The sequence below is a fragment of the Kribbella sp. VKM Ac-2569 genome (assembly GCF_004216905.1).
Classification (GTDB): Bacteria; Actinomycetota; Actinomycetes; order Propionibacteriales; family Kribbellaceae; genus Kribbella.
This window is the reverse complement of record NZ_SGXJ01000001.1, coordinates 1,024,818-1,045,634: the sequence shown is the minus strand read 5'-3', so window position 1 is coordinate 1,045,634 and position 20,817 is coordinate 1,024,818. Positions and strand designations below refer to the sequence as shown.

Sequence of the window (20,817 nt, the reverse complement as noted above, 5' to 3'; positions counted from 1 at the left end):
GTCAGCCGTCCGACGGCGTCTCAGCGGGCGTCTCGGGCGTCTCGGGCGTCTCGATCGGCGACTCGCTCGGCCCCGGGCCGCCGAGTGCGCGTGAGTCGAAGCCGATCTGGCTGATGCCACCAGGCTCGAGTGCCTTGCAGTCTTCCGCGGTGGCGCACGTCGCGTCCGCGGTGATGATCAAGGTGGCGTGGTGCCCTTCGGCGTTCGTCACCTGCCGGACTCCGGCGAAGCAGGCCGGTGTTTCGTCGGCGCTGATCTGGTGGCCGGAGCACACCGGGCTCTGGCCGCCACAGGCGGACTGGTCGATCTCGAAGTACGTACCGTCCTGCTTCAGAGTGGGTGCGCGGTAAGTCGCTGTGGACCCTTGCGGAAGCTCCAGTCCGGTCAGGCTGACCCCGACGCATTGCTTGGCCTGGTCGTCCGGCTGGTTCGCCTGGGCTCCCGGACCGATCGGCAGCGTTGCGATCTCGACCGACGGCTTCTTCTCGCGCGGCTGCGTCGACTCGGCGCCCGTCGACTCGGGAGCCGGCTCGCTGGTGCTCTCGGAGGTCGTGGTCCCGTCCGGTGGCGACGTACCTTCGTCACCCGACGTGTCGGAGCACCCCGCCACCAGCAGTGCGATGACGGAAACCATCACAGCCCAGGCGCGCATCACGACCACCCCCACGAACAGGATGACCCTGCGTGCAGAAGGCCACAACCTTTTGTTCACTCTCCGCTGCGACGACCGGCCATCCGTGATAGTTCTAAGCCCCATGACCGACCACGAGATCCGGATCGCGCTGGTTCTGAACGGTGGTGTCAGCCTGGCGGTCTGGATGGGCGGGGTGACGCATGAGCTGGATCTGATCCGGCGCGCGTCCGGTGGCAACGATGCGCCCGGCCCGCAGCCGTACGACGCGGTGCTCGCGGATCGCTGGCGGGAGTTGTGCCATCGTGGTGAGGAACGGCGCCGGGTGGTGGTCGACGTGATCGCGGGGACGAGCGCCGGCGGTCTGAACGGTTCGCTGCTGGCGACCGCGATCGCGAACGGCTCGACCCTCGACCCCGACGGCGACAACGGTCCGTGGCTGCGGCAGAAGTGGATCGGGCTCGGGTCGCTCGACGTCGGCAAGCTGGTGCCGTCCGCGGGAGCGAAGTCGAGCTCGGTGCTCGACGGCAAGTACTTCCTGCGGCAGCTCGAGGACCTGCTCAAGGGCGTCGCCGACGCGGGCGAGAGCAAGGCGGAGGAGCCGGTGACGTTGTTCGTCACCGCGTCGGGGCTGGGTGTGCAGCAGTTCGAGGCGAAGGACGCTGCGGGCCAGGCATTCGTCGTACCGGATCATCGGTACCTGTACGGCTTCACGAGTGAGGATGCGCCGACGTACGACGGCGCGCAGCGGAAGTTCACCGTCGAGGACAAGAACGGACTGAAGGACACCGACCTGCTCGCGCGGGCGGCGCGGGCGAGCGCGTCGTTCCCGGCCGCGTTCGGTCCGGTGCTGGAGACGCCGGAGCTGGCCGCGCAACCTCCGCGGATCCAGCCCGGCCCGGCCGAGTCGGGATCCTGGCTCGTCGACGGCGGCGTGCTCGACAACGCGCCCTTCGGTCCGGTGCTCGATGTCGTTGCCCGGCGTCCGGTCAACGGCAAGGCGACCCGCTATGTGCTGTACGTCGTACCGTCGGCCGGGATCGGTCACGCGTCGACGGCGTTGCCCGGTGCGAAGGAGCCGAGCTGGCGGGTCGCGGCGATGTCCGCGGTGCAGTTCCCGCGGGAGGTGGACTTCCGCTCCGACGTCGAGCAGCTGGAACGCCTGCTCTTGGAGGCGGACGCGTCCTGGTCCGACAGCCAGCGCCTCTTCGACCGTTGCCTGAAGCAACCAGAGGAGCGAGTGCGGTTGAAGGCGGCGGCCGAGGCGCTGCAGCCGGCCTACTCGCGGGGACGCGCGGCCGGCGGCGTCTGGGAGGCTGTGACGATCGCGAGCCACGACCAGTCGACCGTGCTGGACGCCGCGACCGCGCTCTCGGAATCGGAGATCGACGAGATCCTCGCCACCGAGCACCCGTGGGTCCCGGCGCCGGACGGCTCCACGGCGGCGCTCCGGGACGATGCCGACGGCAACCCGAGCTGGTTGTGGGGGACCGGCGCCGCCGAGCGGATCGTCCGCCTGATCCTGCGCTCGCTGCGGAACCGGATCAGGTCCGCGCCGCAGGACGAGCGCGGCGATCTGGACAAGCGGCTGACCGCGGCGAGCGACTGCCTGATGAAGGTCCAGGCGGTCCGCGACGCACTCGACGTACAACTGGCCGCCGCGAATCTCGACCTTCGTCCGGCCGGCGGCGCGGAAGCGGTCGCGGTCGGGCTGAACGACATCTTCGAGCAGTTGCAGATCCAGCGCGCGCTCGGCGACGCGTTCGCCACCCTGATCGCGGTGGTCGGCTGGGAGCTCGTCGACACCGCGCTCGAGGTCGAGATCGTTTCCCGCTGTACGTCGGCACGCACGCCGCAACAGCGCAGCGCCCCGTTCCAGTTCCTCCGCCTCGGACCGGACATCCCGCTCGAGGTACTCGACGAGTTGCAGGAAGGATCGATCGCCAACCAGCTGAACGATCGCATTCTCTACGGCAGCCAGGTGGGTCACTTCGGCGCGTTCGGGGCGGCCGACTGGCGACGGTGGGACTGGCTGATGGGCCGGTTGCACTGCGTCGCGCACCTCGGCGCGATGCTCGGTGCGGACGAGGACTGGATCCGTGAGACCCAGCGTCAGGTCCTGCAGGCCGAAGGCTGGCAGCTCGACGCGGTCGCCGAGCGGATCGAACGACTGGCCAAGGACTTCCCGGTCGATGCGGGCCTCGGCGCGCTCGTGACGATGCGGGACGAGCTGAACGCGTCACCCGAAGGACGCGCGATCACCAAGGGAATCGCGGACCGGATGGTCGACGTCTCCGGTGGTCTCGGTCCGCAGGTCGGCAGCTGGGTGAAGGCGGCCGCGGGCCGTAAGCAGCAGCCCGGTTCGTGGCTGCTGCGGACCGCGCGCTGGTTCACCGAACCGGCCCGGCAGACGGTGTGGGAGCGGATGGTGCGCGGCGCCAAGCTGAGCCCCGCGCATCGACCCGCGATCTTCGAGCCATGGTTGCCTGCGGCAACAGCTGCCGCCGGCATCGTGCTGCTGGTGCTCTCCGGTGTCGTCGATGCCCTACGGATCCCGGCCGCGGTGCTGGCCGGTGCGGTGCTCGCACTCAGCGCGGTGCTCGGCGTCGTCACCTGGTATGTACGCCGCGCCCGCCGCCGGATCCGCGCGTGGATCGTGCGGCGGATGCCCGAAATCAGTCGAGAGTCACGAAATCGATGAGTTCCTCGACGCGGCCGAGCAGGGCCGGATCGAGGTCGGCGAAGCTGTTCACCTTGGACAGGATGTGCTTCCAGGCGGCGGCGACGTCGGCCTGATCGGTGGCCGGCCAGCCGAACGCCTGCAGCACGCCCTTCTTCCAGTCCTGCCCGTGCGGGATCCGCGGCCACGCCTTGATACCGACCGACGACGGCTTGACCGCTTCCCAGATGTCGATGAACGGGTGGCCGACCACGTGCACGTACCGGTTCGACACCTGCGCGGCGATCTTCGACTCCTTCGACCCCTCGACCAGGTGGTCGACGAGTACGCCGAGCCTCCGGCCGGGACCGGGCTGGAACCGGTTGACGATCTCGACCAGGTCGTCGACGCCTTCGAGGTACTCGACCACGACGCCCTCGATCCGCAGGTCGTCACCCCACACCCTCTCGACCAGCTCCGCGTCGTGCCGGCCCTCGACGTAGATCCGGCTGGCTCGCGCGACCTTCGCCCGGACGTTGTCGACGGCCACCGATCCCGAAGCGGTCCGGGTCTTCTTCGCCGGCCCGGCCTTCTTCGGCGGCTTCAGGCTGACCGGTTTGCCGTCGATCCAGAACCCCGGACCGAGCGGGTACGTACGGATCTTGCCGTGCCGGTCCTCCAGGTCGACGACCCCGTGCTCCCAGCGCACGATCGCCCCGACGAACCCCGAACTCGGCTCCTCGACGACCATCCCCTTCGCGATCTCGACCTCGACGGTCCGCCCGTTCTTGGGCTTACGCCAGTCACCCGCAAGCACGTCGTTCCCATACCTGTCAGCCACCTGCTCATGCTAATAACTGGGAGCCGCATGCGTCGCAGTTGACCGGCGGCTCGGCGCGGTGAGTGTGAGAACGAAGTACGCGATGAAGCCGACTGCGAGACCGACGGCCCAGGAGTAGTCGTACAGCGGCTTGAGGAACGGGATCAGGCCGTTCTCGGGGAACGGGCCGGCGCCCGGGTTCGAGTACGCGCCGCCGACGGCGAGCAGTGAGCCGAGCAGGGTGGCGACGACGCCGCGCCAGTTCCAGCCGGCGGCGTACCAGTAGCGGCCGCCGGGCCGGTAGAGGTCGGCGAGGTTCAGGTTCGTCCGGTCGATCACCCAGTAGCCCGCGATCAGTACGCCGGCCACCGACGCGAGCAGACCGCCGTAGAACGACAGCCACACGAAGATGTAGATCGAGGGGTCCGAGATCAGCCGCCACGGCTGGATCAGGATGCCGATCACGCCGGTCAGCAGGCCCGCGGTCCGGAAGTTCAGCCATCGCGGCAGCGCGTTCGCGAAGTCGTACGACGGACTCACGACGTTGGCCGCGACGTTGCAGGACATCGTCGCGAGGATCGCCATCACCAGGCCGATCGTGACGATCACCGGGTTCTCGAACCGGCGGGTGAGCTCGACCGGGTCCCAGATCGCCGAGCCGTACAGCACGACGGTGCCGGACGTCGTGATGATCGAGACCAGCGCGATGAACGACATCGTGGTCGGCAGGCCGATGATCTGCCCCCAGACCTGCGCCCGCTGGCCTTTCCCGAACCGGGTGAAGTCCGGCATGTTCAGCGACAGCGTGGCCCAGAACGCGATCATGCCCATCAGCGACGGCGCGAAGATCTTCCAGAAGTCGGCGTCCCAGCCGAGTTTCGACGGCTGCGACAGGATCGGCCCGAACCCGCCGGCCTTCACCAGGATCGCCACCATCAGCGCCACGAACGCGACCGTCACCAGCGGCGCCGCCCAGTTCTCGAACCGGCGCAGTCCTTCGATACCGCGGAAGATCAGCACCATCTGCAGCACCCAGAAGAACAGGAAGCTCAGCCACATCGTCCACGGATGCCCGCCGATCGCGGACGCCTCGATCCAGCCCGTGCCGGCCAGTTCGCCGACGATCACGTAGATCGCCTGCCCGCCGATCCAGGTCTGGATCCCGAACCAGCCACAGGCGATGAAGGCCCGCAGCAACGCCGGGAAGTTCGCGCCGCGGACGCCGTAGAACGCCCGCGCGAAGACCGGGAACGGGATGCCGTACTTCGTTCCCGCGTGACTGTTCAGCAGCAGCGGAACGAGGACGATCAGGTTCCCGAGGGTGATCGTGAAGAACGCCTGCAGCCAGTTCATCCCGATCGCGACCAGGCCGGATGCGAGCAGGTAACTGGGGATGTTGTGCGCCATCCCCATCCACAGCGCGGCGTAGTTGTACGTCGTCCAGGTGCGCTCGGGCAACCGCGTCGGCGCCAGCTCCGCGTTCGCGTACGCGCTGTCCGCCAGTACGTCAGGATCAGCTAGCTCGACGCGCCCGTCGGGGTGAACCGTTTGTTCGGTCGTGGCCATGAAGTTCCACCCCATCCGGTCGGGTCCGCTCCGAACAAGTTGCGCGACGGGATGACTTCGTGTCAACGGACAACTACCGAAAGGGCAGGAACTCGGGTCAGCCCTTAGTCGGAGAGGCCGAGCAGCGGGAGGCTCGGGCGTTGCGGCGTACCGAGAGCCTGGTAGCCGCGGCGGATCGCGTCCTGGAGCTTGTCGACCGGCCACGGCCAGTCCTCGGTGTGCTCGAGCGCCTTCTCGAGAGGCGTGCCGTTGTGGTGCAGGGTCGAGATCGTGTTGGCGACCTTGCCCAGGTCCATCGCCTGGTCGGTGGCGAACTCGACGTCGACGACCGCGCCGTGGCCCGGGACGATCTTCGCGTCCGCGGTCATCATGCCGATCGCGCTCTGGACCGTGTCCGGCCATTCGAGCGGGAACGAGTCCTCGCCGTACGACGGCGGCGCGGACTCCTCAAGCAGGTCGCCGAGGAAGAACACGTTCACGTCCGGTACGCCGACCACGGTGTCGCCGGACGTGTGCCCGTTGCCGACGTACAGCAGCTCGACGCGACGGTCGCCGAGGTCGATGACCTTCGCGACCGCGAACGTCGTACCGGTGAGCTTCTCCTCGGCGGCGGCGTTCTCGTGCAGGTAGACCGTCGCGTCGGTGAAGACGCTGTTGCCGGCCACGTGATCGAAGTGCGCGTGCGTGTTGACGACCCATTTGACCGGTACGTCGGTGAGCTCGCGGATGTGCTCGCGGAGCTGCTCGGCCTCCTCGGTCGTGGCGCGGGTGTCGATCACCAGTGCGCCGTCGGCTCCGACGACGAGGCCGACGTTCAGGTCCCATTCGTCGTACCGGCGGACCCAGGTGCGATCGCCGATCTCGGCCCAAGCGCTCATGGACTCGACATTACTTGCTCAGCACATCGCCTCTGGCCACCTGGTCCTTCGCGAGGCCGCGGAGCAGCAGCCCGACGTTGTCGCCGGCGGTCGCGGTCTGCAGGGTCTTGCGGAACATCTCGACGCCGGTCACTTCGACCTGCAGCATCGGCTGCCCGGCCCGGCTGAGCAGCACCTGCTCGCCGACCGTCACCGTCCCGGCCTGCACCCGCCCGGTCACCACGGTGCCGCGACCGGTGATCGAGAACACGTCCTCGACCGTCATCCCGAACGACCCGACCGGCAGGTTGTCCTGCGGCCGCGGTGGCCCCGGAAAACTGTTCGGCTGCGAATGCCCCCGCGCAAGCATCTCCTGCGGATCCATCGGGTTAGACCGCTTCCAAAACTTCCAGCCCATCCATCGAGACTAGCGGGTTGGCAAGCCCTCTCCTGGCGACTTAAGGTCGCAAGTGTTCCGATCGGAACTCCGAAACTTTCGAAGGGTGGTCGGTGTGACGACACGACGTGCTGTGGTGGTCCGGGGCGGCTGGGAAGGGCACTCCCCGGTCGAAGCGACCGACCTGTTCATCCCGTTCCTGCAGGAGAGCGGCTACGAGGTGGCCGTCTTCGACAGCACCGAGGCGTACCTGGATCTCGACAACGTCGACCTGATCCTGCAGTGCGTGACGATGAGCGAGATCGAGCCTGAGCACTTCAAGGGTCTGGAAGCGGCGATCCGGCGCGGCACCGGGTTCGCCGGCTGGCACGGCGGGATCGCGGACTCGTTCCGCAAGAACGTGGACTACAGCTTCATCACCGGCGGGCAGTTCATCTCGCACCCGCACGGCTTCACGGACTATCGCGTCGAGGTGGTCGCCGACCACCCGATCGTCGAGGGCATCACGCACTTCGACGTGCACACCGAGCAGTACTACGTGCACTACGACCCGACCAACAACGTGCTCGCGACCACAACGTTCGAGTCGCACCCGGACTACCCGTGGATCGAGGGTGCCGTGATGCCGGCCGTCTGGACCCGCACCTGGGGCGAGGGCAAGGTCTTCGTCTGCACGGTCGGTCACAAGCTCGACGACCTGGAGACGCCCGAGGTCCGCACGATCATCGAACGGGGACTGCTGTGGGCGAGCAAGTGACACGCGTAGGCATCGTCGGCACCGGCGTCATCTCCGGCACGTACCTCGACCACCTGGGCAAGCTTCCCGGCGTCGACGTGGTCGCGGTCGCGGACCTGGACGTGGCGCGTGCTCAAACGATTGCCGACAAGAACCCGGCCATCCGCGCGCTCACACCGGAGGAGCTGTACGCGGCTGACGACATTGAGATTGTCGTCAATCTGACGATCCCGGCCGCCCATGCCGCTGTGCACCAGGCCGCGCTGGCAGCCGGCAAGCACGTGTACGGCGAGAAGCCGTTGGCCATGGACCGCACCGAAGCGGAGCCGCTGCTGAAGTACGCCGCCGCCAACGACCTCCGGATCGGTTGCGCACCGGACACGGTGCTCGGCACCGGCACCCAGACGGCTCGTGCGGTGATCGACCGCGGTGACATCGGCACCCCGCACGCGGCGACCGCGTTCATGGTGACGCCCGGCCACGAGTTGTGGCACCCCGCGCCCGAGTTCTACTACCAGCCGGGCGGCGGACCGGTCCTCGACATGGGCCCGTACTACGTGACCAGCCTGGTCACGCTGCTCGGCCCGGTCGTCCGGGTCACCGCTCGCGCGGGCCAGTCGAAACAGCAGCGCAAGATCCACACCGGGCCGCGGGCCGGGACCGTGTTCGACGTGGAGGTGCCGACGCACGTCACCGGCGTGCTGGAGCACGAGTCGGGCGCGCTGACGACCGTGCTGATGTCGTTCGACGTGTGGGCCGGGCGGCTGCCGCGGATCGAGGTCCACGGTACGGACGGCAGCCTGTCCGTTCCGGACCCGAACGGGTTCGACGGGACCGTCGAGGTCGTGACTCCCGAGCAGCGCGAGTGGACCGAGGTCCCGGTCGCCGGTGGGTACGCCGGAGCCGGGCGCGGGGTCGGTGTCGCGGACATGGCCCGGGCGTTGCGGACCGGCGAGCCGCACCGCGCGAGCGGGGAGTTGGCGTACCACGTGCTCGACGTACTGGAGTCGTTCGTGGACTCCGCCGTACAGGATCAGCCCCTCGATGTGGCCAGTACGGTGACACGTCCCGCGGCCGTTCCGTTGGGAGCGTCGCCCGAGACCGCCTAGACTGGCACTCCGAACGATTGAGTGCCAAGACAGTCGGAGAGGGTGGTGCGCGTGCTCGACGAACGCAAGCTGGATGTGCTCCGCGCCATCGTCGAGGACTACGTGGCCACTCATGAGCCGGTCGGTTCGAAGACACTGGTCGACCGGCACAATCTCGGCGTCTCCCCGGCCACCGTGCGTAACGACATGGCCGCGCTGGAGGAGGAGGGGTACATCACCCAGCCGCACACCAGCGCCGGCCGGATTCCGACCGACGCGGGCTACCGGCTGTTCGTCGACAAGCTGAGCACGGTCAAGACGTTGTCGATCGCCGAGAAGAAGGCGATCACGTCGTTCCTGGCCGGAGCGGTCGACCTGGACGACGTCGTCCGCCGTACCGTCCGGCTGCTCGCCCAGATCACCCGCCAGGTCGCCATCGTGCAGTACCCGTCGCTGAACCGGTCGAGCGTCCGGCACATCGAGGTCGTCACGATGAGCCCGCGGCGGTTGCTGCTGGTGCTGATCACCAGCAACGGCCGGGTCGAGCAGCGGCTCGTCGAGCACCCGAACGACGTCGACGAGCAGCTGATCGCGGACCTGCGGTCCCGGTTGAACACTGCGCTCGCCGGTCAGCGGCTGACCGACGCGACGACGTCCCTGGCCGGCGTGCCGGAGTCGTTCGCGCCGGCCGACCGGTCGATCGTCGCGGCGATCGTCACCACCTTGCTGGAGGCGTTCACCGACGAGGTCGGCGAGCAGCGGATCGCGGTCGGCGGCGCCGCCAACCTGACCCGGTACGGCGACGACTTCGAGCGGAACGTGAAGCCGGTGCTGGAGGCGCTGGAGGAGCACGTCATCCTCCTCAAGCTGCTCGGCGAGGCGACCAACCCGCAGACGCTGACCGTTCGCATCGGTCACGAGAACCCGTTCGAGGAGCTGGCCACCACGTCGGTGGTCGCGACCGGGTACGGGTCGCAGTCGGAGGCGCTCGCCACACTTGGCATCGTCGGCCCGACCCACATGGACTACCCGAGCACGATGGGCGCCGTACGTGCCGTCGCGCGCTATGTGAGCCAGATCCTGGCCGAATCCTAATGAAGACAACCCCCTGGTCTGGAGTATGAGCACCGATTACTACGCCGTCCTAGGTGTCAGCCGTGACGCTTCGTCGGACGAGATCAAGAAGGCGTACCGCAAGCTGGCACGCCAGTACCACCCGGACGTGAACGACTCCGAGGACGCGCACCAGAAGTTCCAGGAGATCGGACGAGCGTTCCAGGTGCTCAGCGACCCGCAGAAGCGGCAGATGCACGACCTCGGCGGCGATCCGTTCGCCACCGCGGCGGGTGGACCGGGCGGGGCCGGCTTCGGCCAGGCGTTCACGTTCACCGACATCATGGACGCGTTCTTCGGCCAGACCGGCGGGGCCACCCGCGGGCCGCGGCCGCGGACCCGGCGTGGTCAGGACGCGCTGATCCCGCTGCGGATCGACCTGGCCGAGGCGGCGTTCGGCACGACGCGGGAGCTCAAGGTCGACACCGCCGTACTGTGCCCGACCTGTAGCGGGTCCGGCGCGGCGGCCGGGTCCGAGCCGGTCACCTGCGAGATCTGCCACGGGCGTGGCGAGGTCACGCACACGCAACGATCGTTCCTCGGCGAGGTGCGGACGATGCGGCCGTGCCCGAACTGCCGCGGCTACGGCACCACGATCCCGAGCCCGTGCGTCGAGTGCTCCGGCGACGGGCGCGTGCGCTCCCGGCGTACCGTCACCGTGAAGATCCCCGGCGGCGTCGACACCGGCACGCGCGTGCAGCTGTCCGGGCAGGGCGAGGTCGGCCCCGGCGGTGGTCCGGCCGGCGACCTGTACGTCGAGATCGAGGTCGAGCCGCACGACATCTTCACCCGCAACGGCGACGACCTGCACTGCACGGTGACCCTGCCGATGACGGCGGCCGCGCTCGGTACGACGATCGACCTCCCGACGCTCGAGGGCGAGACGACACCGCTGGAGATCCGGCCCGGCACGCAGTCCGGTACGGCGATGACGCTGACCGCACGCGGCGTACCGCGGCTGCGGCACGCCGGTCGTGGCGACCTCATCGTCCAGGTCATCGTCGAGACCCCCACCAAGCTCGACGACGCCCAGGCCGAGCTCCTCAGGCAACTCGCGGCCGTCCGCGACGAGGAACGCCCGCAGGGCCAGGTCCAAGCCACCCACAAGACCGTCTTCGGCCGCCTCCGCGACGCCTTCGGCACCCACTAGATGGCCTCGCGACGCCCCGGAGGTGTTCTGTAGGTGGGGGTTGCGGTGTTCTTCTGCGCTGACCTCGGCGGGGACGAGTTGGTGCTCGACGGCGCCGAGGGGCGGCATGCGGCGGTCGTACGGCGGATCGGGCCGGGGGAGCGCGTTCGGCTGACGGACGGGCGCGGGACCTGGGCCGAAGGGGCTGTGGTTGCCGCGTCCAAGGCTGGCGTGACCGTGGCGGTGGACGAGCGGGGAGCCGTTGTTGCCGCCGATCCCCGCGTGGTTGTGGTGCAGGCGGTGCCGAAGGGCGAGCGGGCCGAGCTGGCGGTGGAGATGCTCACCGAGGTCGGCGTCGACGTGATCGTGCCGTGGAACGCGGAGCGCAGTCAGTTCCGCGCGAACCCGGAGCGCGTCGAGAAGACGCTCGCGAAGTGGCGGGCATGGGCATTCGAGGCCAGCAAGCAGTCGCGGCGTACCTGGTTCGCCGAGGTGACCCCTATCGCGACCACGACCGAGGTCGCCGAGTTGCTGGCCGGCGCAGCCCTCCCCGTCGTACTGCACGAAGAAGCCACCACCCCACTGGCGTCCCTCGAACTACCCACAACCGGCGACGTCGTCATAGTTATCGGCCCCGAAGGCGGCATAGCCCCGACCGAGCTCAAGTCCTTCGCAGCCAACCCGATCCGCCTCGGCGACACCGTCCTCCGAACCTCAACAGCCGGCGTCGCAGCAGCCGCAGCCCTCCTGTCCCGCTCCCGCTGGACCTGACCGCGCCCTTCTCGCTGGTTCGCCCTCGCTAAGCTGTTAGACAGGAACCGAACACCACTGTACGACAGGGATCGAACACCATGTCCGTCGAGTCAGCTCGTGCCCGCACGCTCAGCCACGTGGATCCAGCCGAGGTGCCGTTGCAGGCTGCGCTGGATGCGCTGGCGGACCCGGTGCGGCGCTCGATCCTGCGGGACCTGGCCGTCCACGACGACTGGACCCGCGCCTGCGGCACGTTCGACCTCCCGGTGAAGAAGGCCACCGCCAGCCACCACTTCTCCGTACTCCGCGCCGCCGGCCTGATCGAACAACGCGACGAAGGCGCCCGCCGCCTCAACCGCCTTCGCCGGCCCGAATTCGACACAGCCTTCCCCGGCCTCCTGTCGGCCACCATCGACCGCGCGGACTGAGGAACTACTTCACGACGACTGACTTGCTGTCCGTGTTCGTGATGCTGCCGTCCTCGGCCGAGAGCAGGTAAACGCTGATCTGCCATTCCCCAGGCGTGAGAGTCAGCTGGAAGGAGTACGGCGAGAACTTCTGCCCTTCCTTGGCGGAGGTGAAGCTCTTCTTCGTCTCTCGCGTCTTCAGGTTCGTCGCCTCGTAGTTGACCGTCGCTTCGAACGCCGACGCGACGCCCTGCACCGTGACCTTGGACTTGACCAACTGGTCCTCGGCCGGCGAGTCGATCCAGACCAGCGCCTGCACGTCGGCTGCCTGCGCACGGCTCAACGGCCCACTGGTGTCGACCTGGCCGAACAGCCTTCGACCTGAGCGACCGGCCTCGGTGACCTGGATCGGGGTTCGGTTGTCTCCGAGCGCGCCCTGGACGGTGTAGACCAGCTGTTGCGCCGCAACCCGCGCGAGGTCGGCGTCGAGGGCGGTCGTTGGCAGCTGCTTGAAGTCGACTGTGACGATGCCGTTCGAGCGGGTGACGGTGTTCAGGGCTGCGCCGCGCCAGACCGAGTAGTAGTCCGGGTCGCTCGGCTGCTTGGTGGTCATGATGCGGACCGCCTGCTCGGCCGGGCGGCCGCTGACCTTGGCCCAGGTGCGGTACAGACGCGCGGCCGACTTCTTCGGCGCACCGACCTGCTGGCCGAGCCAGTACACGGGTACGACGGTGCTCTTGACGGCCGGTTCCGGTACGCCGCGATCCGTCGGCCCGGCGGTCTTCGCCGAGGGCGACGTGGTCGGCGGCTCGGTCGGCGCCTGCGATGGTTCGGGGGTGGCGCTCGCGATCGACGGGGTCTGGCTCTCCGGTACACCGGTTGCGGTGGTCGTCGTACCGGGGCCCGCTACTGCGTCGCCGTCGTCGGCGATGTTGTCGGGGCCGTTGAGCATGGTGAAGGCGCCGATGGCGGCGGCGGTGCCGGCTGCGGCGAGGCCGGCGGTCAGGAGCCAGGGGCGCCGCGCCGCGGGACGCTGGGCGTGCGCGCGGGCGCGGATCTCCGGCAGTGCGTCGGACGGCTCGATCCGGTCCGCCTCCTCGTGGAGGGACCGCCGCATCAGCTCGTCGAACGGGTCGTTCGGCTTGTTGTCGTTCATACGTTCTGCTCCAGGAGCTGGCGCAGCGACTTGCTCGCGCGCGCGGCGTGGCTCTTCACGGATCCCCGGCTGATGCCCATCGTGTCCGCGATCTCGGCCTCCGACAGGTCACCGTAGTAGCGCAGGACCATCACTGTGCGTTGCTTCTCCGGGAGGGTCCGCATCGCCTCGATCACCCGGTCGGTCTCCGCGGTCCGCAGTACGGCCTGCTCCGCGCTCGGCTCATCGGGAAGGGTCCGAGGGGTGTGCTTGTCCACCACCACCAGGTGGCGCTGGCGGGAGCGGCAGCGGTTCACCACCGCGGTCCGCAGGTACGCGAGCGCCTTGTGCGGGTCGCGCAACCGGTGCCAGCGGCCGTGCATCGCGACGAACGCGTCCTGCACGATCTCTTCCGCCGTACCGGTGTCACGCAGCAGCAGGGAGCCGAGGCGGACCAGCGAGGTGTAGTGCGCGGTGTAGACAGCCGTCAGCGCCTCGTCGGCATCCCACGAGGACTCATGTGTCACGCACTCTTCGTACACCACGGCCGGTTGTGCCACGAAAAGACGACGCAAAGACCCCGTCCCAGGTTGACAACAGGTTCGCCCGAACCAGTGGGAACCTGGACGCATGAAGCAACGCGGTGACGGTCAGTGGTCGGGGCATCACGACATCACGTACGCCGCGGTCGCGCGCCTGTACGAGCAGCTGGCGGGACCGGACGGGACCATCCGCGGTCTGCGACAGGACGAGTACGCCGCCGCGCTGGACAAGAGCCAGGCGCATCAGGACCGCCCGCTCGGCGCGGGCGTGATCGAGAACTACGGCGGATCCGGCAAGTCCGTCCCGTACGCCGGTCCCGGCCCGACCGCGCATTCGGCGTACGTGAATCCGAACGCGCAACGCGAGCACTTCATGGCGGACCCGTACCGCAAGGGCTGGGACAATCTGCAGATCAACACCGAGTACATCTACGACGAGCTCGCGCGGGCGTCGGCTGCCGACGAGTTCAAGCATCTCGGCGCGGCGGCCCATGCCCTGCAGGACAGCTACTCCGGTGCGCACGCCTGGCGTGCGGACTCGGTGTACGACGGTGACCCGACCGCGCCGGTGCAGTCGCTGCACGTGTTCACGCCCGTACACGCGGTGGGAATCGACGACGGTAAGAACACCCACTCCGACGAGTTCGACACGCCACCGGCCACCTCGGGCTCGACGCGCGCCGCGATCGAGGCGACGTACCGGATGCTGCACAGCTACGAGCTCAATCGCGACCTCGCTCCAGAGACGGCGAACCGGGCCCGGCGCAACGACCTGGCGCCGATGCTGCGCCCGTCGCCGTCCGGTGTCACCGTGAACCTGTACCCAGGCCGGGAGTGGACCCTCGAGCGGAACCGCCGGCTCGCTCTCGAGCACGGGGTGCTCCAGGCCGGCCCGGAGGCGGACGAGATCGCCCGCCTCGCCGGTGTCCTGAGCCCGAACGCCGCCGCCGGGGCGACCCCGGCGAAGCCGCCCGAGCGGCGCCCGGGAAGCGTGTCCCGGGGAATTACCGGTGAGGGTGTCGGACGAGACGGCTAGCATGGGTGGACTACTTCATCGGCATCAGGAGGGAACAGGCTGTCCAGGCCACGCAGTATCGAACCGGAGGCGCGCCCGAACGGGGCAGCTGCCGCCAGCACGCAGGCGTCGCACAAGATCGTCGTGCCGAACAGCATCGACATGGTGGCCCTGCTCGGAGCCCGGGACGAGTTCCTCCGCATCGTCGAGAAGGAGTTCGCCGCCGACATCATGGTCCGCGGCAACGAGATCACGCTGAACGGCGAGCCGGCCGAGCTGGCCCTGGCCGAGCGGCTGATCGACGAGCTGATCGCCGTGATCCGGACCGGGCACGGGCTGACCGCCGACTCGGTCGAGCGCAGTATCGCGATGATCAAGCAGGCCACGGCCGAGAGCCCGGCCGACGTGCTGACGCAGAACATCCTGTCCAGCCGCGGCCGCACGATCCGGCCGAAGACGCTGAACCAGAAGCGGTACGTCGACGCCATCGACAAGAACACCATCGTGTTCGGCATCGGCCCGGCCGGTACCGGCAAGACCTACCTAGCGGTCGCCAAGGCGGTCCAGGCGCTGCAGGCCAAGGAGGTCAACCGGATCATCCTGACCCGGCCGGCCGTCGAGGCCGGCGAGCGGCTGGGGTTCCTGCCCGGCACCCTGTCGGAGAAGATCGACCCGTACCTGCGGCCGCTGTACGACGCCCTGCACGACATGCTCGACCCGGAGTCCATCCCGCGGCTGATGACCGCCGGCACGATCGAGATCGCGCCGCTGGCCTACATGCGCGGCCGGACGCTGAACGACGCCTTCATCATCCTGGACGAGGCGCAGAACACCTCGCCGGAGCAGATGAAGATGTTCCTCACCCGGCTCGGGTTCGGTTCGAGGATGGTCGTCACCGGTGACGTCACCCAGGTCGACCTGCCGAACGGGATGCACTCGGGTCTGCGGGTCGTGCAGGACATCCTCGAAGGCGTCCAGGACCTGACGTTCTGCCGGCTCACCTCGCACGACGTGGTCCGGCACAAGCTGGTCGGCCGGATCGTCTCGGCGTACGAAAACTATGAAGGTAGTGCTGACAACCACCGATGAACGTCGAGGTCAACAACGAGTCCGGGGTCGAGATCGACGCACACGGACTGATGCGGCTCAGCCGTTTCGTGCTGTCGTCGCTGCGGCTGCACCCGGAGTGTGAACTGTCGATCAAGCTGGTCGACGAGGACACCATGGCGCGATATCACGTCGAGTTCCTGGACCTGCCGGGTCCGACCGACGTGATGTCGTGGCCGATGGACGAGCTGCGGCCGGGTTCCGACGGCGACGCCGACGAGGACCTGCCGCTCGGGCACCTCGGCGACATCGCGCTGTGCCCGACGGTCGCCGCCGCGCAGGGCGCGAAGGCCGGTCACGGCACGTGGGCGGAGCTCGAGCTGCTGACGGTGCACGGCATCCTGCACCTGCTCGGGTACGACCATGCCGAACCCGCCGAAAAGGCGGAGATGTGGGACGTCCAGGGCCGCCTTCTGGAAGCATGGCGAGCCCCTGGAAACCGGCTAGAGGCGTGATACCGAGATGACTTCCCACGACCTTGTTCTCCTGGTTGTGGCTGCGGTGCTCGTTCTGCTGGCCGGGCTGCTCGCCGGGGCCGAGGCGGCACTGTCGTCGTACTCGAAGGTGCGGGCGAACGAGCAGGTCGAGCTGGGCAACCTGCGGGCGATCCGGCTGCGTGACCTGCTGTCCGACGCCCCGCGGTACCTGAACTCGCTGCTCCTGCTCCGGCTGATCTGCGAGATCACCGCGATCGTGCTGGTCACCCAGGCGCTGTCCGGCATTCTCGAGATCACCTGGCAGCACGTGCTGATCACGGCCGTGGTGATGGTGCTGATCTCGTACGTGATCATCGGGGTCGCGCCGCGGACGCTCGGCCGGCAGCACTCGGACCGGTTCGCGATCGTGTCGGCCGGCCCGGTGATGGCACTGACCCGGATCCTCGGGCCGCTGCCGAAGTTCCTGATCCTGATCGGTAACGCGCTGACCCCGGGCAAGGGATTCGCCGAGGGCCCGTTCGCGACCGAGGCCGAGCTGCGGGCGCTGGTCGACTACGCGGAGAAGTCCGCGGTGATCGAGTCCGGCGAGCGGCAGATGATCCACTCGGTGTTCGAGCTCGGCGACACCATCGTCCGCGAGGTGATGGTGCCGCGGACCGACATGGTCTACATCGAGCGGCACAAGAAGCTCCGCCAGCTCACGTCGCTGGCGCTGCGCTCCGGGTACTCGCGGATTCCGGTGATCGGCGAGTCGCTCGACGACATCGTCGGCGTCGTCTACCTCAAGGACGTGATGCGCCGGGTGTACGACAACGCCCAGGCCGAGTCGACCGAGCGGGTCGAGTCGGTGATGCGGCGATGCATGTACATCCCGGACTCCAAGCCGGTCGACGAGCTGCTCCGGGAGATGCAGGCGGCCCGGATGCACGTCGCGATCGTCGTCGACGAGTACGGCGGAACGGCCGGCCTGGTCACCATCGAGGACATCCTCGAGGAGATCGTCGGCGAGATCACCGACGAGTACGACGAGGACCCGGACTCGGTGCTGCAGCTGTCCGACGGCGCGTACCGGGTGTCGAGCCGGTTGCCGATCGACGAGCTGGGCGAGCTGTTCGGCGTACCGCTGGACGATGACGACGTCGACACCGTCGGCGGTCTGATGGCCAAGCTGCTGGGCAAGGTGCCGATCCCCGGCGCCGAGGTGGGGATCGAAGGTCTCTCGCTGACCGCGGAGCGGCCGTCCGGCCGCCGCAACCAGGTAGGTACGGTTCTCGTACGGCGCGAGGAGCCGACTCCCGCGCCCCAGGACCAGAACCACCAACACGCCTAGGAGCTTTTGTTGTCAGACCTCTCCGCTGAGGACGCCAAACTCGTCACGCTCGCCCGCGCTGCCCGTGCGCGGACCCGGGCCGCCGAGGGTGCCGCCGTACGGGACTCCGACGGGCGGACGTACGCCGCCTGCACGGTCGCGCTCGACACGGTCGAGCTGACCGCGCTGCAGCTGGCGGTGGCGATGGCGCTCGCGTCCGGGGTGAAGGGTCTCGAGGCGGCCGCGGTGGTCACCGAGTCCGAATCCGCCGATGTGGGCGTCGTACGGCACTTCGCCGGCGCCAACATTCCCGTAGTACTTGCCCTTGGCACTGGAGAGGTCCGCGATGTCGTCCACACCTGAGAACTTCAAAGCAGGGTTCGCCTGCTTCGTCGGCCGGCCGAACGCGGGCAAGTCCACCCTCACCAACGCCCTGGTGGGGAAGAAGATCGTCATCACGTCGTCGAAGCCGCAGACCACGCGGCACGCGGTCCGCGGGATCGTGCACCGGCCGGACGCGCAGCTGATCCTGGTGGACACACCCGGTCTGCACAAACCCCGCACGCTGCTCGGTGAGCGGCTGAACGACCTCGTGAAGACCACCTGGGCCGAGGTCGACGTGATCGCGGTCTGCCTGCCGGCCAGCGACAAGATCGGCCCGGGCGACCGCTTCCTGGCGGCCGAGGCGGCGAAGGTCGCGAAGACGCCGAAGGTCGCGCTCGCCACCAAGGCCGACCTTGTCGAACCCGAGCGGATGGTCGAGCACCTGGCCGACATCCAGGCGCTCGGTGAGTCCGCCGGCATCGAGTGGGCGTCGATCGTGCCGGTGTCCGCGACGTCCGGGTACCAGGTCGATCTGGTCGCCGACGAGCTCGTGAAGCTGTTGCCTTCCGGTTTTCCGCTCTACCCGGACGGTGACATCACCGACGAGCCCGAGGAGACGCTGGTCGCGGAGCTGATCCGCGAGGCGGCGCTGGAGGGTGTCCGGGACGAGCTCCCGCACTCGATCGCGGTGACGATCGACGAGATGAACCTGCGCGAGGACCGCCCCGAGGACAAGCCGCTGCTCGACATCTACGCGAACATCTTCCTCGAGCGGGAGAGTCAGAAGGGCATCGTGATCGGCCACAAGGGCGCGCGCCTGCGCGAGGTCGGCGCGGCCGCCCGCCACCAGATCGAGGCCCTGCTCGGTACGCCGGTGTACCTCGACCTGCACGTCAAGATCGCGAAAAACTGGCAGACAGACGCGAAGAACCTGCGCAAACTGGGCTTCTGATGAACCTGCGCAATCCCGTGTACGCCGCCTTGACCGGGCCGCACGCGTCGTTCGCCGAGGTCCGCGGCAACGCCCGCCGCTACCCGTCGGCGATCGCGCCGTTCCTTGCCCTGCCCGACGTACCGACCGAGCAGGACTGGACCGACGCGGCCGAGCTCGCCGGACCTGGCACCGTGGTCGCACTGATGCGCCCCGAGTTTCCGGTCCCGGACACCTTCAAGCTGGACCGGCATATCGACCTGGTGCAGTTCGTGGCGCCGGCTTCTCTTCCGGCAGAGGACCCCGAAGCGGTCGTCCTCGGCCTCGACGACGTGCCGGACATGCTCGCCCTCGTCGCCTTGACCGACCCGGGCCCGTTCCGGAGCCGCACGATCGAGCTCGGCACGTACGTCGGTGTACGCCGCGACGGCGAGCTGATCGCGATGGCCGGTACGCGGTTCGCGCTACCCGGGCTCACCGAGATCAGTGCGGTCTGCACGCATCCGTCGTACCAGGGCCAAGGCCTCGCCAGTCGGCTGATCCGCGCGGTGGCCGCGCACATCACCGCAGCCGGCCAGACCCCGTTCCTCCACACCGGCGGCGACAACACCAACGCGATCCGCCTCTACAAAGGGCTGGGTTTCGAGCTCTCCAACGAAATGAAGGTCACCATCGTCGAGCCGGTCTAGCAGCACCAGCCGCCGTGCCTCGCGGCGCGCCGGCCATCCCCAATTTGCTGGGTAAGCCAGGCATATGCGGGGTTCTGCACCCTGGTTCACGGTGGAGAACCCCGCATTTCGCTGGTCCACCCAGCAAATTCGCTGGTCCCACCCAGCAAATGGGGATCTGGCCGCTACGGCTGGATTGTCTTCTGGTAGGCCAGGAATCGGGCGACGATCTTGTAGTTGAGTTGTTCGTTGATGCTGATCATGTGGTCGTTGGACTCGGCGTTCCAGGTGTCGATCTGGGCCAGTGCCGGCTCGGCGTCGCGGAGCTTCAGGAGCATCGCGGACTTCAGCAGGGCGCCCAGCCGGTGACCGCGGTGATCGCGGGCGACTGCGGTGTCGTGCTGGTGGCCGATGTGCGGACGCTCGCGCTCGACCGCAACGACGGTGTGACCGGCGAGCGCGCCAGTGGCCTTCTCCCGCGCGACGATGCGGTGGAGCGTGTGGTCGCTCTTCGCCTGCGCCTCTTCGTACGCGCGCAACCGCTCCGTGCTGTAGACGTCGTCCTCGATGTCCAGGTCGTCCTTCGGGGCGTCGTTGATGGACGCGGCGACCGCGATCATCCCGTCGAGCATGTCGTCCGGCAGCGCTCCGGTGAGCGTGACCAGCTCGTACGCCGTCGACGCCGCGACCGCCTCGTCGTACAGCGACTGCACGATCGACCAGTCGAGACCGGTCAGCTCCTGGCGGCGGTTCACCTCGACGGCCTTCCGCTCGTACCCGTGCTTGTCCGCCAGCGCGATCGCCTCGGGCAGGTCGAAGCCGCCGTACCCGATGACGGTGCGTCCGTTGTCGCGGCCGAGCTGCTCGACGTGCTCGATCAGCGCCGCCTCGACCGCGCCGTCACGATGGTCCGGATGGACCGCCAGGTCGAACCACACCTGGTTCGTGTTGTCGTACGTCGGCTGCGACACGACGAGCAGCCCGACAGCCGTGCCGTCGTCGTCCCGCGCCAGGAAGGCCTGCTGGGGATCCATGTCCCAGCCGTACCGCAGCATGTCCGCGAACCCTCGTGGGGTCGCCACGAGCATCTCCGGGCAGTCCTGCTTCACGGCAGCATTCTGTACGGCGACGGCCTCGATGCAGCCGGCCTCGTCGTCGGGTGACAGCTTGATGATGTCCACGTCCACAGCGTC

21 protein-coding genes and 1 pseudogene are annotated in these 20,817 nt (G+C 68.5%); 14 read left to right on the top strand and 8 right to left on the bottom strand.

Annotated features, from left to right (window positions below; genetic code table 11):
* Position 1 precedes the first annotated feature (1 nt).
* Positions 2–652 (bottom strand): hypothetical protein, encoded by a 651-nt coding sequence (locus tag EV649_RS04770; protein ID WP_130380874.1) that lies wholly within the window; start codon positions 650–652, stop codon positions 2–4.
* Positions 653–755: 103 nt separating this feature from the next.
* On the opposite strand from EV649_RS04770, the gene EV649_RS04765 reads away from it, so the two are divergent.
* Positions 756–3,332, top strand: coding sequence for a DUF3376 domain-containing protein (locus EV649_RS04765; RefSeq protein ID WP_198682303.1), 2,577 nt, complete (start codon positions 756–758; stop codon positions 3,330–3,332).
* Here the strand turns inward: EV649_RS04765 and EV649_RS04760 are convergent.
* The 4 genes and pseudogenes from EV649_RS04760 to EV649_RS04745 form a co-directional block, all read right to left on the bottom strand.
* A complete protein-coding gene (locus tag EV649_RS04760; RefSeq protein ID WP_130380870.1) occupies positions 3,307–4,131 on the bottom strand; it encodes a DUF3097 domain-containing protein in 825 nt (274 codons plus the stop codon). The two genes, EV649_RS04765 and EV649_RS04760, sit on opposite strands and share 26 nt — an antisense overlap.
* A gap of 9 nt (positions 4,132–4,140) precedes the next feature.
* A complete protein-coding gene (locus EV649_RS04755; RefSeq protein WP_130380868.1) occupies positions 4,141–5,676 on the bottom strand; it encodes an NCS1 family nucleobase:cation symporter-1 in 1,536 nt (511 codons plus the stop codon).
* A 104-nt stretch (positions 5,677–5,780) separates the two neighbouring features.
* On the bottom strand, positions 5,781–6,554 hold the full coding sequence (locus EV649_RS04750) for an MBL fold metallo-hydrolase (RefSeq protein ID WP_130380866.1): 774 nt from the start codon (positions 6,552–6,554) through the stop codon (positions 5,781–5,783).
* A gap of 13 nt (positions 6,555–6,567) precedes the next feature.
* Positions 6,568–6,867 (bottom strand): annotated as a pseudogene (locus EV649_RS04745) (EF-Tu/IF-2/RF-3 family GTPase); the annotation flags it as partial.
* Between the two features lie 178 nt (positions 6,868–7,045).
* Between EV649_RS04745 and EV649_RS04740 the strand changes: the two are divergent.
* From EV649_RS04740 to EV649_RS04715, 6 genes are all read left to right on the top strand, one after another.
* Positions 7,046–7,687 carry a ThuA domain-containing protein gene (locus EV649_RS04740; RefSeq protein WP_241997710.1) on the top strand — a complete coding sequence of 214 codons (642 nt, stop codon included), beginning with the start codon at positions 7,046–7,048 and terminating at the stop codon, positions 7,685–7,687.
* A complete protein-coding gene (locus tag EV649_RS04735) occupies positions 7,684–8,775 on the top strand; it encodes a Gfo/Idh/MocA family oxidoreductase (protein WP_241997709.1) in 1,092 nt (363 codons plus the stop codon). Before EV649_RS04740 ends, EV649_RS04735 begins: the two co-directional genes overlap by 4 nt.
* A 51-nt stretch (positions 8,776–8,826) precedes the next feature.
* On the top strand, positions 8,827–9,849 hold the full coding sequence (hrcA, locus tag EV649_RS04730) for a heat-inducible transcriptional repressor HrcA (protein ID WP_130380860.1): 1,023 nt from the start codon (positions 8,827–8,829) through the stop codon (positions 9,847–9,849).
* Between the two features lie 25 nt (positions 9,850–9,874).
* On the top strand, positions 9,875–11,017 hold the full coding sequence (gene dnaJ, locus EV649_RS04725) for a molecular chaperone DnaJ (RefSeq protein ID WP_130380858.1): 1,143 nt from the start codon (positions 9,875–9,877) through the stop codon (positions 11,015–11,017).
* Between the two features lie 33 nt (positions 11,018–11,050).
* Positions 11,051–11,767 (top strand): 16S rRNA (uracil(1498)-N(3))-methyltransferase, encoded by a 717-nt coding sequence (locus EV649_RS04720; RefSeq protein ID WP_130380857.1) that lies wholly within the window; start codon positions 11,051–11,053, stop codon positions 11,765–11,767.
* 80 nt (positions 11,768–11,847) lie between these two features.
* Positions 11,848–12,177 (top strand): helix-turn-helix domain-containing protein, encoded by a 330-nt coding sequence (locus EV649_RS04715; protein WP_130380855.1) that lies wholly within the window; start codon positions 11,848–11,850, stop codon positions 12,175–12,177.
* A 4-nt stretch (positions 12,178–12,181) separates the two neighbouring features.
* Here the strand turns inward: EV649_RS04715 and EV649_RS04710 are convergent, their stop codons facing one another.
* Together EV649_RS04710 and EV649_RS04705 are read right to left on the bottom strand one after the other, a co-directional pair.
* A complete protein-coding gene (locus EV649_RS04710) occupies positions 12,182–13,312 on the bottom strand; it encodes a Gmad2 immunoglobulin-like domain-containing protein (RefSeq protein WP_130380853.1) in 1,131 nt (376 codons plus the stop codon).
* Positions 13,309–13,818: a SigE family RNA polymerase sigma factor gene (locus tag EV649_RS04705; RefSeq protein ID WP_241997708.1), complete on the bottom strand. Its 510-nt coding sequence runs from the start codon at positions 13,816–13,818 to the stop codon at positions 13,309–13,311. Before EV649_RS04705 ends, EV649_RS04710 begins: the two co-directional genes overlap by 4 nt.
* A gap of 103 nt (positions 13,819–13,921) precedes the next feature.
* Here EV649_RS04705 and EV649_RS04700 point away from each other — a divergent pair, with 103 nt between their 5' ends.
* The 7 genes from EV649_RS04700 (at position 13,922) to EV649_RS04670 (ending at position 19,645) form a co-directional block, all read left to right on the top strand.
* Positions 13,922–14,869 (top strand): hypothetical protein, encoded by a 948-nt coding sequence (locus tag EV649_RS04700; RefSeq protein WP_130380851.1) that lies wholly within the window; start codon positions 13,922–13,924, stop codon positions 14,867–14,869.
* Between the two features lie 141 nt (positions 14,870–15,010).
* Positions 15,011–15,937, top strand: a complete 927-nt coding sequence (locus EV649_RS04695) for a PhoH family protein (RefSeq protein ID WP_238155408.1) — start codon at positions 15,011–15,013, stop codon at positions 15,935–15,937.
* Positions 15,934–16,410, top strand: a complete 477-nt coding sequence (ybeY, locus tag EV649_RS04690) for an rRNA maturation RNase YbeY (RefSeq protein ID WP_130380847.1) — start codon at positions 15,934–15,936, stop codon at positions 16,408–16,410. The genes EV649_RS04695 and ybeY overlap by 4 nt, the downstream gene beginning before the upstream one ends.
* A 7-nt stretch (positions 16,411–16,417) precedes the next feature.
* Positions 16,418–17,722, top strand: coding sequence for a hemolysin family protein (locus tag EV649_RS04685; RefSeq protein WP_130380845.1), 1,305 nt, complete (start codon positions 16,418–16,420; stop codon positions 17,720–17,722).
* A 6-nt stretch (positions 17,723–17,728) separates the two neighbouring features.
* Entirely contained in the window at positions 17,729–18,064 is a 336-nt protein-coding gene (locus EV649_RS04680) for a cytidine deaminase (RefSeq protein ID WP_130380843.1), read from the top strand.
* Complete coding sequence (gene era, locus EV649_RS04675; protein ID WP_130380841.1) at positions 18,048–18,977, top strand: GTPase Era; 930 nt, start codon at positions 18,048–18,050, stop codon at positions 18,975–18,977. Before EV649_RS04680 ends, era begins: the two co-directional genes overlap by 17 nt.
* A complete protein-coding gene (locus EV649_RS04670) occupies positions 18,977–19,645 on the top strand; it encodes a GNAT family N-acetyltransferase (RefSeq protein WP_130380839.1) in 669 nt (222 codons plus the stop codon). The genes era and EV649_RS04670 overlap by 1 nt, the downstream gene beginning before the upstream one ends.
* Before the next feature lie 164 nt (positions 19,646–19,809).
* Here EV649_RS04670 and EV649_RS04665 read toward each other — a convergent pair whose 3' ends face one another.
* A complete protein-coding gene (locus EV649_RS04665; RefSeq protein WP_241997707.1) occupies positions 19,810–20,811 on the bottom strand; it encodes a GNAT family N-acetyltransferase in 1,002 nt (333 codons plus the stop codon).
* Positions 20,812–20,817: the final 6 nt, after the last annotated feature.

What these genes read in the sequence shown, in the direction of transcription:
- EV649_RS04770 (WP_130380874.1), bottom strand. Translation starts at nt 652, where the DNA reads ATGCGCGCCTGGGCTGTGATGGTTTCCGTCATCGCACTGCTGGTGGCG.
- EV649_RS04765 (WP_198682303.1), top strand. Translation starts at nt 756, where the DNA reads ATGACCGACCACGAGATCCGGATCGCGCTGGTTCTGAACGGTGGTGTC.
- EV649_RS04755 (WP_130380868.1), bottom strand. Translation starts at nt 5,676, where the DNA reads ATGGCCACGACCGAACAAACGGTTCACCCCGACGGGCGCGTCGAGCTA.
- EV649_RS04750 (WP_130380866.1), bottom strand. Translation starts at nt 6,554, where the DNA reads ATGAGCGCTTGGGCCGAGATCGGCGATCGCACCTGGGTCCGCCGGTAC.
- dnaJ (WP_130380858.1), top strand. Translation starts at nt 9,875, where the DNA reads ATGAGCACCGATTACTACGCCGTCCTAGGTGTCAGCCGTGACGCTTCG.
- EV649_RS04715 (WP_130380855.1), top strand. Translation starts at nt 11,848, where the DNA reads ATGTCCGTCGAGTCAGCTCGTGCCCGCACGCTCAGCCACGTGGATCCA.
- EV649_RS04710 (WP_130380853.1), bottom strand. Translation starts at nt 13,312, where the DNA reads ATGAACGACAACAAGCCGAACGACCCGTTCGACGAGCTGATGCGGCGG.
- EV649_RS04700 (WP_130380851.1), top strand. Translation starts at nt 13,922, where the DNA reads ATGAAGCAACGCGGTGACGGTCAGTGGTCGGGGCATCACGACATCACG.
- EV649_RS04695 (WP_238155408.1), top strand. Translation starts at nt 15,011, where the DNA reads ATGGTGGCCCTGCTCGGAGCCCGGGACGAGTTCCTCCGCATCGTCGAG.
- ybeY (WP_130380847.1), top strand. Translation starts at nt 15,934, where the DNA reads ATGAACGTCGAGGTCAACAACGAGTCCGGGGTCGAGATCGACGCACAC.
- EV649_RS04685 (WP_130380845.1), top strand. Translation starts at nt 16,418, where the DNA reads ATGACTTCCCACGACCTTGTTCTCCTGGTTGTGGCTGCGGTGCTCGTT.
- era (WP_130380841.1), top strand. Translation starts at nt 18,048, where the DNA reads ATGTCGTCCACACCTGAGAACTTCAAAGCAGGGTTCGCCTGCTTCGTC.
- EV649_RS04670 (WP_130380839.1), top strand. Translation starts at nt 18,977, where the DNA reads ATGAACCTGCGCAATCCCGTGTACGCCGCCTTGACCGGGCCGCACGCG.